Here is a 12,327-nt window from a genome sequence, read left to right on the forward strand (position 1 = left end):
AGATTGGCACATAAGCATTTTCCGTTGATGTTGTCAAAACTAGATGCAAGGAAATCTATCCTAAAAGCAGAAAACCCTTGCACTTTTGGAAACATACGGAGGGATGACGCTGCAATGGCGAGACTCCAGCGGAAAAACGGACGCGTCAAGACTCCGCAGCGCCGGTTTTGCGCGAGGAGGCTTGACCGTTCGTCCGCGAAAAGCGAAGCCATGGAAGCGGCATCCCGGCTTCAGCTGATATAGGCAAGTTGTTCAGCAATCCCTAAATGAAAGGCAGAACTAATGAATTGTGAAAACAATGTAAAAGTACTGTGATCTGATTGAGATTTTAATTCTGCTTCATTTAAACATAGAATTGAATGAATTGGATTAGTTGGAACGCCGCGTGCGGTGAAAGTCGCATGTGGGCTGTGAACGAGGGGAAAAAGGAACTATAACATCAAACTCTTATCTATTCTATGCATAAGATTCAGTGTCCCCTTGAGTCAAAAGCTTAGATTGGTATATAAACCGGAACGGGGGAATCGATAATGAAGGTTAAAATCCTCAATGCTGTGAGCGCGGGTGGATTGGAAAAGAAAATTAATCAATTTATCATTGAAAACGAGCAGGTCGAAATAAAAAACATACAAATAACAGCTGGATATCAAAATACGGTGGCTTTAATTGTGTATGAAGAGTAATTTTATACGTTTATTAGAGAAAGTGGTGGCACAGTACCTGAGAAGCGTGTAATGAACCTGGAGAAATAGCTGCTAGAGGTCTGTTTCAGAAATTTTTTCTCCCTTTGTCTATACCCACAGTCCCTGATGAAACAGTTGTCAGGTAGACACTTTTGTTGATTTCATCCATCATACAAGGCGATCGATGCAAGGGCGTTGCCCGATCCTTTGAGCGGCTCAACCCATGCTGAGAAGTCATGTTCCCGTCCCTCAAAAGGAAGGAATACTAATCCTAGGGGTACGCCAAACTCGAGCGGTTCACCTCCCACGGGAAGAAGAAAACGTCATGGTTCATTTCCATTCATTAAGCAAAGTCTGTTATGATAAAGGCTCTTCACCAAAATCTATCGTTGTTATCAGTAAATAATATGGTAATAACGCTAGCTAGCTACGGAAAAACACGGAAAGCTCAGTGTTTTTCCGTAGCGGTTCCCATCGTTCATCATTACATCTATTTTTCAACTATAAATTTTAGTGTTGGCCCTTGACAAAAAGCTTTGCAAATCCAATAATTAATTTCTGGAAAATTTGAACAAAAGTACCGATCTACAAAAAATGTTGCAGTTATCATTTGGGCGCTTGCTCAACGTAATGGAATTGGAAACCGAGTGGATTTTTTTAACGGAAGATGAGACATCTTATGAACTGGTTTCACATTACGAGTATCCTCGGAACAATGGAGGTGCAGGATCGCCCGCAAGCAGCGAGCCACACGTTGGAGCACCGGTGGTTCGAATTATAACGTACGACGATGGTCGTAGAGAAGGTCTTATCAATGATAAGGCCTTTTTTGTATGGAATTTTTAGACAATCGATTGATTTTTCCGGAAAAGATAAGTGGCATGATATACATAGAAGCACTTTGACAGTATGAAAAATGAAGGAGGAAAACGATGCAAACATTAACCATCGGCATTATTTTAGGAAGTACACGTCCAGGACGCGTAAGCCCACAAGTAGGATATTGGGTCAAAGATTTGGCTGACCAACGAGGAGATGCAAACTATGAAATCGTGGATATTGCTGACTATAAACTTCCTTTGGAAGGCACCGGTGAAGAGCCGGGATTCATGGCATGGTCAGAGAAACTATACAGCCTGGATGGATTTGTGTTTATTGTCCCGGAATACAATCACAGCATTCCGGCTGTATTAAAGCATGCCCTGGATTCCGCACACGATGAATGGAGCAATAAAGCAGCCGGGATCGTTAGCTATGGTTCAATAGGTGGCGCCCGTGCAGTTGAACATTTACGCGGGATCTTGGGAGAATTGAAAGTTGCGGACGTCCGCAAACACCCAACATTATCGATATTCACTGATTTTGAGGATTTTACAGTATTTAAGCCGGCTGAATTACACATGAACAATGTCAATGTCATGTTGGATGAAACGATTGCTTGGAGCGGTGTGCTAAAAACTTTACGATAATATTTGCATTAACGGCTAACACAGATAATCGGCTTGTAGCACACGCAAAAGGGAGGTGATGGAAGAGATGCGTGATATAAGTAGAAGGGAAGAACTCCCGGGAGCAGCAACATGGCGGGAGTGGATGGGCTTAGGAGCTTTGACCTTGGCGGTTTTCATGCTCGCTACAGATATGACCGTCCTGTTTCTCGCCATGCCATCCATCGCCGCCGACTTAACACCGGGTGCCACGCAAATGCTTTGGATGATTCACATTGGCGAATTGCTGGCCGTAGGATTTGCGCTAACGATGGGGCGTCTGGGCGACAGCATCGGGAGGAGACGTCTACTCGTTATTGGCATATCGGTATATGGCTTAGCCTCCCTTATGGCGGCATTTTCGACAGAAGCTTGGATGCTGATTGCAACCCGTGCCCTTCTTGGTGTAGCGACTGCAACAGTGATGCCGTCCACGATGTCATTATTGCGGAATATGTTTTTCGATCCGAAGCAATTTTCAGTAGCCATTGCCATTAATCTCAGCGCATTCTCTGCCGGTATGGCCTTAGGCCCTCCAATGGGCGGCTTACTCTTGGATCATTTTTGGTGGGGGGCAGTATTTCTCATCAATGTTCCGGTTGCCATTGGATTGCTGGCAGTATCACCCCTTCTCCCTGAGTATCGCAACAAGGATTCGAAGCGTATGGATTTTGTTAGTGTCCTGTTGTCTTCATTTGCATTGGTAGCTTTGATTTTCGGTTTACAGGAAATGGCTAACGATGGTTTCAACTTGTTTTACGGCGGATCGGTAGTGACTGGCATAGCAGTCGGATTTCTGTTCATTAAGCGACAAATGAGCACGGAAGACCCATTGTTGGATTTGCACATGTTTCGGATCCCCGTCTTTCGTTTTTCATTGATCGCTGTGACGGTTGTATTACTAGTAACTACTGGGGCAGATATGCTTTTTGCCCAACATTTGCAAGCCGTTGTTGGTCTTACATCAACAGAGGCAGGACTCTTGCTAATCATCCCTGCGATCTTGTCGATGGCCGGCACTTTAATCGCCCCGGCACTTACACGGTGGATGCGCCCGGCATACGCCATGGGGTATGGCCTTCTTACTGCAGTAGGGGGCGCATTGCTTATCATGTTAACTGTGCAAGATACTGGAGCAATTATCTTGATTATTGGTGTATCACTTATTGGATTTGGCGTAGGACCTGCGATGACGATTGCGAGTGAGCAAATTATTTCAAGTGTTCCGCAAGAACGTGCCGGTACTGCTTCAGCGATGTCCGATGTCAGCAGTGGACTCGGTTCTGTGTTGAGCATTGCATTTATCGGGAGTCTAGGAATGCTGGTTTACCGTTGGTCTTTAATGGGTTCGATTCCTGCCGGTGTACCACCGGAAATAGCACATTCGGCCATGGAAAACGTCGGTACTGCCGTTGCAGTATCAGATAGGTTCCCGGAAATGCTTCCAGTCATACAGTCTTCATTTACAGTCGCGCTTCAAGCGATATATGGAATAGCCGCCATCGGTTTGTTTGTCTTAATGATCATCATCGTATGGAAGCTCAGATATGTAAGGCAAGATGATAAAGCCTCTTCTAAACAGGAAACATCGTTTTGAAGAGACAGTATATCTATCTTACGGTCACGTTTGTGTGCAAACTCAAGTGATCTCACGGGCGAGTTGTGAAAACGGCGATAGGAGGATAATTATGAAACATGCCATTGTATTTGGAGGGACAGGGATGCTTGCAGGGGCAACAAAATGGTTGATTGAAACTACAGATCATATATCAATAATTGGGAGAAACAAACACAAGTTAGAACAGCTATATTCGGATCATGATAATAGTGATTTACGGCTCGTCACATTAGATTATAAGGATAATGAGGCTTTACGCCATTTTATGCGACAAACCATTCAAACGTATGGCCCCATTGACCTTGTTGTATCCTGGATTCATAGCGTTGCGCCTGATGCTATACCGATCATCCTTGATGAACTTACTCATCAAGAACACCAATGGCGCTTTGTTCACATTAAAGGGAGCAGTCATGATCTTTCATCCATTCTGGCCGAAATTCCCGTCCCAAGGAACTGCCGGTATTGTGATGTGCAGCTCGGATTTAAAGTTGAGGCGAATGTTTCACGGTGGCTAACTCATAAAGAAATTTCCAATGGAGTTATTTCAGCTATCCATTATGACAAGAAGAAAACTGTTGTTGGAATACTATACCCTTGGAGTAAAAGACCGTAGTAGATGGCTTGTTTAAGTAAATTCATATTTAGGGGAGAAGATGGATGATGACTCAACAACAATTGCCTCAATGGGCAAAGGATTATTTGCATTATATTCAAGTGCCGGTTAGAGAACCTTCCCAATCATATTTAAAAGAAATGATCACCGCTCATTTAAATCGAATACCTTTTGAGAATATCAGTACATTGCTGCATTATAAGAAATACCATGAAGAAAAAAAGCTCGTTCCAGATGCAAAAAAGTTTGTGAAACAATTATTTCAGCAGGACATGAGCGGAACGTGTTATATGCTGAATAGCAGTCTCCATCAGTTGTTAAAGCAACTTGGCTTTCATAGCCGTTACACTTTCTTGGGCGGGGGGCATGTAGCTTTGCTTGTTCGACTTCCCGGTGAAGAGGAAGAATTGTATGTTGATGTCGGAAATGGTGCCCCTTTTTTTGAACCTATCCGAATAGAGACAGACCCGGGAAATGTTTCGGAATATGGGGGAATTGAGGTGAGACTTCGTCCGGGAGATGAATTCGGAACGTATAAATATTACCGGTATGTAGATGGAACGTTACTCACGGATATGGATTGGTCTTTTGACACAAAGAAAATCTATCAATTTGATGATTTTCAACCGGCAATACAGAAATATTTCCGGCCCAACGGCGTATTTACATCTGTTTTACGCTGTCAGATCTGGCAATTAAGTCAAAAACGTTCATTATCCTTGGTCAATAATGTTTTAAGTATCCGATATAGCAATAGAAAAATAGAGAAGCATATCCTAAACGATCGTTTCGAAGTTCGAGACGTCATCGAGAATGAATTTAAGCTCCCGAAACTGCCTGTCGAAGAGGCTATTGAAATTCTTGAAGGAATGGGCATTAATATTTTTCAAGAACCAACAGAAAAGGCGGAAGCGTGAGGATAGGAACGTATTAGAGAAGCAGGTATTGGTGGCTGTGTTCTTCGAGGAAAAGATCTATCCTTAAGCAGCCGCATTTATCAACGGGAAAAATGCGGCTTCACGATGCCAAGAGTAAGAAGCTTTCGCCACAATCCAACTTCACGGGATCGAGATGTGGATGTTCGACATTATAATGCCGAGAGTTAGTTTTTGCCTAATAGGTCAGCTAGCGCGTCCTCCGCCTTTTCATATTGAAATTGAAACTCCGATTCCAGTGTACGTGCCGGTATGACCTTTTGTCCTTCGACAACGAGCACGCTCATTTCTCCGAGGGCTGTCCGCACCGCAACAGCCGGGGCAGGAAGCCAATGGGGGCGCTTCAGAACAGTGGCGATTTTTTTGCCAAAGTCACGCATGCGCTCCGGGTTTGGGGCAGTGACGTTATAAACACCTTCGACATGGGCCTGTTCCAATGCATGGATAATAAAAGCGGCAACATCATCACGGTGGACCCAGGAATACCATTGTTTTCCATTCCCGATTGGACCGCCGACGCCGAGTTTATAAGGCATCATCATTTTCGGGAGTGCCCCTTCACGAGCATCGAGAATCAAGCCAAATCTCCCGTATATCGTACGAACGCCGAGATCTTCCGCGGGCTTTGCTTCTTGTTCCCATCGTTCACTTACTTTCTGTAAAAAATTTTGATTTGCCGGAGCACTGTCTTCGGTAAATGTTTCTGTTTCCGAGATGCCGTAGTAACCCATGGCCGACGCACTTATGAAAGCATTTGGAGGTCCGTCACTTAAGTTTTCCATCAAACGGATGCATTCCCTCGTCGCTTCAATTCTGCTGTTTTTAATGCGTGCTTTGTGCTTTTCGGTCCATCTGCTGCTTATGGAAGCGCCTGCCAAATTAACGATCGCATCTACATTTTCCAGCATCTGTTCCGGTTTGTTATCCGATAACCATTCGATATACTGCAAGTTATCTTCATTCTGTTTGTTTTGCGAATTTCTTGTTAGAATGGAGACGGAGTGGCCAAGGGAACGCAGCTTATTCGTTAGTGTTTTTCCGACGAGGCCTGTCCCTCCCGTAATCACGACATGCATGGGGTTCACTCCTTCATTTTACGACGATTTATTGTTCTTTTCCCTATTCGTGCGGTTGAAAAACAAGCAGGTGATCATATGAAAATTTCAAGAATTACAACACAAAAAAAAGATGCACATCGTTACAATTTGTATATTGAGGATGGCCAAGGCGAGCGATTTGCTTGTGGTGTCCACGAAAATATTTTGGTGCGTTGGGAATTGGCGAAGGACAAAGAAATAACGGCTGCCGAATTGGATGAAATCATTCAAGACGATAACGTGGAGAAAGCGAACAAAAAGGCACTGCATTTTTTAGCAAAACGAATGCGCACGGAAACGGAAGTGCGCGACAAGCTTCAGAACGAAGCGATTCCCAGCGAGCATATCGAACCGGTTGTTGAACGGATGAAGGCCATCGGGTATATCAATGATAAAGAATATGCCCATACGTATGTGCGCACCATGATGAGCACGACAGATAAAGGGCCGGGGAGCATGCGCCGATATTTGCAGGAGAAAGGCGTTAATGATCTCGCCATTACGGGAGCGCTGGAACAATACGATGAGGAAAAGCAGATTGATGTTATTTTAAAAGTAATCGAGAAAAAGGAGAAAACAACGTCCAAAGATAGCCTTACAATGAAAAAGAAAAAGCTGACCGAGGCATTGTTGCGTAAAGGTTTTAAGCAGTCGACGGTTGCCGTTGCATTCGAAGCGCACGATTTTAGTCGGGATGCAAACGATGAGCGGCAAGCGTTACACTTGCAGGCGGAAAAGGCAGCGAATAAACTTAAGAGACGATATGAACAAGGGGAAGTAAAGCAGAAACTGAAAGAACAACTGTACAAAAAAGGTTTTTCATTGGCGATGATTGATGAATACCTCGAAACGCTAGACGAAGAAAGAAGGTAAAACAAGGTGAATCAACGTTACGGTCAAATGACAAATCAAGAATTAACTGCAGAGGTTGCACGATTAAATGAACTGGCGAAAAAGGCTGAACAAAAAGGAATGGTCAGTGAATTTGCGGTTCATGAGCGAAAAAAGGTGATTGCCCAGTCGTATTTGTTAAATCCGGATGATTTCAACCCGGGAGAAACGTATACGGTTGGCGAGCCTGGTGCGGACGAAAGCAGCTTTGTCATCTCTTATATGAACGGCGTTTTTGCTTGGGGGTACAGGGATGGGGAAGCGTCGCTGTCGGCCATTCCAATTGCACTTTTAACGAATAAAACGTGAACGATAAACATCGTTCACGTTGCGTTCATTAGCCGTGCTCTTTTTTTCTTTTTGGAATCTCTGGAGGTTTGCAGTTTATACTCCAACTTTTCCAGATCATAAATCCAACCGGTGTACGAGCCCGTGATCGTTAGGTCCCGGTTGAGCCGGACGACCGATATAAACGGATAATATCCTGCGGCTCGATACCGCAAGTCGGTGAAGATCACGTCATAGCCGAAAGGACGCTCTTCGATTTCCCATCGGTAAGTAGGGGAAAAGGACAGAAACGCCGATAAATTTTGATCATCAAGGGCTGCCTGTATGATCGGGTCATTTGGGACCGGTTCAAATAAATAGCTTTCCAGATAGCGAATCGTTTTCTTTTTCCAAGTGGCGACATGAAGATAATCGTGCGTACGGATAACGAGGTGAAACTCGGACCATCGGTACGTCGGAGAGATGAAAATATGGCTCGCGTAAGGGTGGAGTCGGCGGGCATGTCGGATGACCCCGTTGCGGACTTTCATTCTCCATACATAATAAAAGGCAAGAATGATGTAGATGAACAAAAATGTGTATCCGGGGTCCGCGCCTGCCAGCCATAAAAGCATGCCTGCAATATGCAAAATGAACATAAACGGATCAAAAATATTGATCGAACCGATGGCAATCCATTTATCTTTTATCGGCGCCAATGCTTTTGTGCCGTAGGCGTTGAAAATATCTACGAACACGTGAATGGCGACGGCGACAAACGTCCATAACCATAAATGGAACAAACCCGCAGCCGGCAAAAACAAATAGATGACGGCGGAAATAACGATAGACAAGAGGAGAACGGCTGGAATTGAGTGGGTGGCTCCTCGATGGTTCGTAATATAGGATGCATTATTTTTCATTTTTAACACCGTATCGAAATCCGGTGCCAGTGATCCAATGATAACTCCGATCGCAACGGCTTGCATGGTTACGGCGTTTTCGGCAATCACCGGGTCCAGTGTAGATAGGCCGGCGATGCCGATGCCCATAACCACGTGGGAGGCAGTGTCCATACCCGGTATTCTCCTCCTTTTGAAAATTTCTAGTTGGTCATATAAATTAGGATAGCAGATAACTTTACTTCAGTAAACGTGCTTTTGCCTATCTATACCCGAAAACAAGGAGGGGCATGCATGCAGGAACAATCGATTCAAGTATTTATGGAATACAAGATAGCAGAAGGGAAGGAAAGCGCGTACCAAGCATGGATAAAAGGCGTAGCGAATGAATTAACCGCAATGGGTGCGGAAAATTTTCGTTGGTTTGAAGCGTTGGAGCAACCGGGGTTATTTGTGGAATTGTTTACGGTGCCCTCGGTCGAAATCTACGAGCGCATAAAAGACTTGCGAAGATCCAGGGAACATCCGCGCTTTGGCGAATTGGCAAATTGGGTGCACAAACCTCTCGAGCAAATCAACTGTTGGGCGTTTCGCGATCGCTCAGCGACGATTGAATATTAAAGGAAGCGATGTTAATGACAAGCTATTCAGATCGTTTAAAAACGTTCCCCATCGGGGAATTCAGTCGGCGAATATTAAATTGGTATGAAAATAATAAACGCCCGTTGCCATGGCGGGAAGATAAAGACCCCTACCGCATTTGGGTATCGGAGATCATGTTGCAACAAACACAAGTCGATACCGTAAAACCGTACTTCGAAAATTTTATGAACAAATTTCCGACCCCCGAAGCTTTAGCCGAGGCAGAGGAAGCGCAAGTTATGAAAGCGTGGGAAGGACTGGGCTATTATTCGCGCGCCCGCAATCTACAATCGGCTGTAAAAGAAGTAGTTCAAGATTATGGTGGTGAAATTCCGAAAAGCCCTGAAAACTTTGCATCACTAAAAGGGGTCGGCCCTTATACAAAAGGGGCTGTCATGAGCATTGCCTATGATCTTGAAGAGCCGGCCGTTGATGGAAACGTTATGCGGGTGCTCGCTCGCGTGCTGCTAATCGGTGATGACATTGGAAAACAACGCACACGTAGACAGGTCGAAGATGATGTGCGCATGCTTATGGCCGGCACTTCACCCGCCGATTTTAACCAAGCCTTAATGGAACTGGGAGCGTTAGTTTGCACGCCGAAAAATCCTGATTGCGACGCTTGTCCGGTGAAAAATACATGCCGCGCTTATCAACGGAGCATGGTTCACGCGTTGCCGGTGAAAGCTAAAAAGAAGAAACAGCAACGACGGACAATGGCAGCCGTGGTTATCGAAAATGAAAAAGGTGAAATTCTTGTTGAGCAACGCCCGGACAAAGGTTTGCTTGCCGGGATGTGGCAATTTCCGATGGTCGAGGCAACGCCTGATTTGCAACAGGTAGCGTTAAACGATTATTTAAAAGAGGCACATCAAGTTGATGTCGAGTTGACCGAAACGGAGCAAAGGTTTGATCACGTTTTCAGCCATCTTATCTGGGACATTCATGTTTTTCGTGGCACTGCCCATGTTCAGGCAGCAAGCCCTAACGGCAAATGGTTAACGAAAACAGAAGCAAAGCAGCTGGCGTTTTCCGTATCCCATCAAAAAATTTGGGAAGAGCAACTGTAGCGCTCTTCCCTTCATTCATCGTTTGTGAACGGGGATGGATCCATGCTGTCCATCTTTTCTTTTGTTTCCGGCGTTCCAAGTTCATAAATGGTTCTGTACACTTGATTAATGCCGTGCTGAAATCGTTCACTATCGTCTGTTGTGAAATGTTCATTAAAATGGCGGAAAGTAAATAAATCCGCAAGTTCCATGTCGTGTTTTTGTACATCCAACAGCAGTTGTTGCAAATCGGTGACTTCCTCTTCAGTCGCTTCAATTTCATATTCGATAAGCTCATGATCATTGATTTTTGATGTTGTGATATCCTCCATGCTCGTTGGGTTTAAATTGACATAATACGTACTCTTGGACATAGATAAAACCTCCCGTATGGTATTTGTATTATCATGTGAACATACGAGGGGGATTATAGGATGAAAAAAATGACAGATGCGCCTCAATGCGTTGTGGCAGATTTTTTCGGTTACCAAGAAGGGGTCATGGATCCCGTGCTGCGTCGTGGCAGTGTGTTTCGGTCACCATGAAGGGCTCATGAGTCCCGAATTGCGTCGTGGCAGTGTGTTTCGGTCGCCATGGAGCGTTCATGAGTCCCGAATTGTGTCGTGGCAGTGTGTTTCGGTCGCCATGGAGCGTTCATGAGTCCCGAACCGTGTCACGGCAGCGCGTTTCGGTCACCATGAAGGGCTCATGAGTCTCGAACTGTGTCGAGGCAGTGTGTTTCGGTCGCCATGGAGGGCTCATGAGTCCCGAATTGCGTCGTGGCAGCGTGTTTCGCTCACCATGGAGAGCGTTCATGAGTCCCGAATTGTGTCGAGGCAGTGTGTTTCGGTCGCCATGGAGCGTTCATGAGTCCCGAACCGTGTCACGGCAGCGCGTTTCGGTCACTGTGGCACCATCATGGTCCCGAATTCACCATTAATTTTCTCGGAGTTGTTCGAGAAATGCCCGTGTTCGCTCGGTGCCGTAATCATATAAATAGCTGTAAAGCTTTTGCATGTCTTCGCCCATTTTTTCTTTATCGCGATCCGCAGCATCTTCATTAAAAGGTCGAAGTAATATTTCTTGCGGTTCCACATCTTCTTCGTTGATTCTTTCCAATAATTGTTGAATCTGTTCTTTTTCCCTTTCGGTAACCCTAATTTCATATTGGATCTTATTATCTTCTGTTTTCACTTCCGAAATGCCGGTCATCGCCTGGTCTAAGGTAATATAATATTTTTTTCGTTCCATAGCCATCCCTCCGCTCAATTTTATCTTTACCCCGACTTTTCCCTGGTTCGCATAGCTTTAATCCCCATTTTTTCAGCGATGGATGGTACAATGGATGGCGGAAAGCGAGGGATCACGATGGAAAATGCAAACAAAGTTGCGCTTGTTACAGGTTCCAGCCGCGGAATCGGACGAGAAACGGCGATCCGGCTCGCGCAAGATGGATATGACGTTATTATCCACTATGCGCGCAGCACAAAAGGGGCGGAAGAAACCGCTCGAGAGGTAGAGGCGCATGGTTCGCGAGCGTTTATTGTGAAAGCAAACATAAGCAAAAAGGAAAAAATCGATGAAATGTTCGCGACGATCGAAGAGAAATTCGGCAGACTGGATGTTTTTGTGAATAACGCGGCGTCCGGTGTTTTGCGTCCGGCAATGGAACTTGAGGAAAACCACTGGGATTGGACGATGAATATTAATGCAAAAGCTTTACTATTTTGTGCGCAAAAGGCGGTTTCGCTTATGGAAAAGAACGGAGGCGGGCGGATCGTCAGCCTAACATCCATAGGTTCTATTCGTGTCTTGGAGAATTATTCTGCCATAGGTGTCTCAAAAGCGGCGCTCGAATCGCTGACCCGTTATTTAGCGGTTGAATTGGCAGGGAAAAATATACGTGTAAATGCGGTTTCCGGAGGGGTAGTGGACACCGATGCGCTGGCGCACTTCCCGAATCGGGATGAATTATTGGAAGAATCCCGAGCGAAAACCCCGGCTGGGCGGCTCGTGGATCGTTCCGACCTTTCTGATGCAGTCATGTTTTTGTTGTCTGACCAAGCATCTATGATTCGCGGACAAACGATTATCGTAGATGGAGGGATTTCTCTTTTCACTTAAAATTTGTGTATATTCT

General features: G+C 45.1%; 14 protein-coding genes. 10 read left to right on the plus strand and 4 right to left on the minus strand.

Annotation, left to right across the window (positions count from 1 at the left end):
* Positions 1-530: 530 nt before the first annotated feature.
* The 5 genes from HUG15_RS08220 (at position 531) to HUG15_RS08240 (ending at position 5,321) form a co-directional block, all read left to right on the plus strand.
* Positions 531-683 (plus strand): hypothetical protein, encoded by a 153-nt coding sequence (locus HUG15_RS08220; RefSeq protein ID WP_200128201.1) that lies wholly within the window; start codon positions 531-533, stop codon positions 681-683.
* Positions 684-1,615: 932 nt separating this feature from the next.
* Positions 1,616-2,152 (plus strand): NADPH-dependent FMN reductase, encoded by a 537-nt coding sequence (locus tag HUG15_RS08225; RefSeq protein ID WP_200128202.1) that lies wholly within the window; start codon positions 1,616-1,618, stop codon positions 2,150-2,152.
* A 58-nt stretch (positions 2,153-2,210) separates the two neighbouring features.
* Positions 2,211-3,767: an MFS transporter gene (locus tag HUG15_RS08230; RefSeq protein WP_200128203.1), complete on the plus strand. Its 1,557-nt coding sequence runs from the start codon at positions 2,211-2,213 to the stop codon at positions 3,765-3,767.
* Between the two features lie 91 nt (positions 3,768-3,858).
* Positions 3,859-4,404 carry a Rossmann-fold NAD(P)-binding domain-containing protein gene (locus HUG15_RS08235; protein ID WP_200128204.1) on the plus strand — a complete coding sequence of 182 codons (546 nt, stop codon included), beginning with the start codon at positions 3,859-3,861 and terminating at the stop codon, positions 4,402-4,404.
* A 44-nt stretch (positions 4,405-4,448) separates the two neighbouring features.
* Entirely contained in the window at positions 4,449-5,321 is an 873-nt protein-coding gene (locus HUG15_RS08240) for an arylamine N-acetyltransferase (protein ID WP_211202362.1), read from the plus strand.
* Between the two features lie 185 nt (positions 5,322-5,506).
* Here the strand turns inward: HUG15_RS08240 and HUG15_RS08245 are convergent, their stop codons facing one another.
* The gene (locus HUG15_RS08245) at positions 5,507-6,415 is read right to left on the minus strand and encodes a TIGR01777 family oxidoreductase (protein WP_200128206.1); all 909 of its coding nucleotides are present in this window, start codon (positions 6,413-6,415) and stop codon (positions 5,507-5,509) included.
* 78 nt (positions 6,416-6,493) lie between these two features.
* Here HUG15_RS08245 and recX point away from each other — a divergent pair, with 78 nt between their 5' ends.
* Both recX and HUG15_RS08255 read left to right on the plus strand, forming a co-directional pair.
* Complete coding sequence (gene recX / locus HUG15_RS08250) at positions 6,494-7,309, plus strand: recombination regulator RecX (RefSeq protein WP_200128207.1); 816 nt, start codon at positions 6,494-6,496, stop codon at positions 7,307-7,309.
* Between the two features lie 6 nt (positions 7,310-7,315).
* Positions 7,316-7,636, plus strand: a complete 321-nt coding sequence (locus HUG15_RS08255) for a YfhH family protein (protein WP_246516554.1) — start codon at positions 7,316-7,318, stop codon at positions 7,634-7,636.
* 14 nt (positions 7,637-7,650) lie between these two features.
* On the opposite strand, the gene HUG15_RS08260 is transcribed toward HUG15_RS08255, so the two are convergent.
* On the minus strand, positions 7,651-8,670 hold the full coding sequence (locus HUG15_RS08260; RefSeq protein ID WP_200128208.1) for a metal-dependent hydrolase: 1,020 nt from the start codon (positions 8,668-8,670) through the stop codon (positions 7,651-7,653).
* Between the two features lie 120 nt (positions 8,671-8,790).
* Between HUG15_RS08260 and HUG15_RS08265 the strand changes: the two genes are divergently transcribed.
* The gene (locus tag HUG15_RS08265; protein ID WP_200128209.1) at positions 8,791-9,117 is read left to right on the plus strand and encodes an MFS transporter; all 327 of its coding nucleotides are present in this window, start codon (positions 8,791-8,793) and stop codon (positions 9,115-9,117) included.
* Positions 9,118-9,131: 14 nt separating this feature from the next.
* Positions 9,132-10,208 (plus strand): A/G-specific adenine glycosylase, encoded by a 1,077-nt coding sequence (gene mutY, locus HUG15_RS08270; RefSeq protein ID WP_200128210.1) that lies wholly within the window; start codon positions 9,132-9,134, stop codon positions 10,206-10,208.
* Between the two features lie 11 nt (positions 10,209-10,219).
* Here mutY and HUG15_RS08275 read toward each other — a convergent pair whose 3' ends face one another.
* Together HUG15_RS08275 and HUG15_RS08280 are read right to left on the minus strand one after the other, a co-directional pair.
* Positions 10,220-10,561 (minus strand): hypothetical protein, encoded by a 342-nt coding sequence (locus HUG15_RS08275; protein ID WP_200128211.1) that lies wholly within the window; start codon positions 10,559-10,561, stop codon positions 10,220-10,222.
* 562 nt (positions 10,562-11,123) lie between these two features.
* Positions 11,124-11,438 carry a hypothetical protein gene (locus HUG15_RS08280; RefSeq protein WP_200128212.1) on the minus strand — a complete coding sequence of 105 codons (315 nt, stop codon included), beginning with the start codon at positions 11,436-11,438 and terminating at the stop codon, positions 11,124-11,126.
* A gap of 90 nt (positions 11,439-11,528) precedes the next feature.
* Between HUG15_RS08280 and fabL the strand changes: the two genes are divergently transcribed.
* Positions 11,529-12,311, plus strand: a complete 783-nt coding sequence (gene fabL, locus HUG15_RS08285) for an enoyl-[acyl-carrier-protein] reductase FabL (RefSeq protein WP_425504032.1) — start codon at positions 11,529-11,531, stop codon at positions 12,309-12,311.
* Positions 12,312-12,327 lie beyond the last annotated feature (16 nt).

Source organism: Salicibibacter cibarius (genome assembly GCF_016495725.1).
Lineage (GTDB): Bacteria > Bacillota > Bacilli > Bacillales > Marinococcaceae > Salicibibacter > Salicibibacter cibarius.

What these genes read in the sequence shown, in the direction of transcription:
- HUG15_RS08260 (WP_200128208.1), bottom strand. Translation starts at nt 8,670, where the DNA reads ATGGACACTGCCTCCCACGTGGTTATGGGCATCGGCATCGCCGGCCTA.
- HUG15_RS08280 (WP_200128212.1), bottom strand. Translation starts at nt 11,438, where the DNA reads ATGGAACGAAAAAAATATTATATTACCTTAGACCAGGCGATGACCGGC.
- HUG15_RS08265 (WP_200128209.1), top strand. Translation starts at nt 8,791, where the DNA reads ATGCAGGAACAATCGATTCAAGTATTTATGGAATACAAGATAGCAGAA.
- HUG15_RS08240 (WP_211202362.1), top strand. Translation starts at nt 4,449, where the DNA reads ATGATGACTCAACAACAATTGCCTCAATGGGCAAAGGATTATTTGCAT.
- HUG15_RS08220 (WP_200128201.1), top strand. Translation starts at nt 531, where the DNA reads ATGAAGGTTAAAATCCTCAATGCTGTGAGCGCGGGTGGATTGGAAAAG.
- recX (WP_200128207.1), top strand. Translation starts at nt 6,494, where the DNA reads ATGAAAATTTCAAGAATTACAACACAAAAAAAAGATGCACATCGTTAC.
- HUG15_RS08235 (WP_200128204.1), top strand. Translation starts at nt 3,859, where the DNA reads ATGAAACATGCCATTGTATTTGGAGGGACAGGGATGCTTGCAGGGGCA.
- HUG15_RS08230 (WP_200128203.1), top strand. Translation starts at nt 2,211, where the DNA reads ATGGAAGAGATGCGTGATATAAGTAGAAGGGAAGAACTCCCGGGAGCA.
- HUG15_RS08225 (WP_200128202.1), top strand. Translation starts at nt 1,616, where the DNA reads ATGCAAACATTAACCATCGGCATTATTTTAGGAAGTACACGTCCAGGA.
- fabL (WP_425504032.1), top strand. Translation starts at nt 11,529, where the DNA reads ATGGATGGCGGAAAGCGAGGGATCACGATGGAAAATGCAAACAAAGTT.
- mutY (WP_200128210.1), top strand. Translation starts at nt 9,132, where the DNA reads ATGACAAGCTATTCAGATCGTTTAAAAACGTTCCCCATCGGGGAATTC.
- HUG15_RS08245 (WP_200128206.1), bottom strand. Translation starts at nt 6,415, where the DNA reads ATGCATGTCGTGATTACGGGAGGGACAGGCCTCGTCGGAAAAACACTA.
- HUG15_RS08275 (WP_200128211.1), bottom strand. Translation starts at nt 10,561, where the DNA reads ATGTCCAAGAGTACGTATTATGTCAATTTAAACCCAACGAGCATGGAG.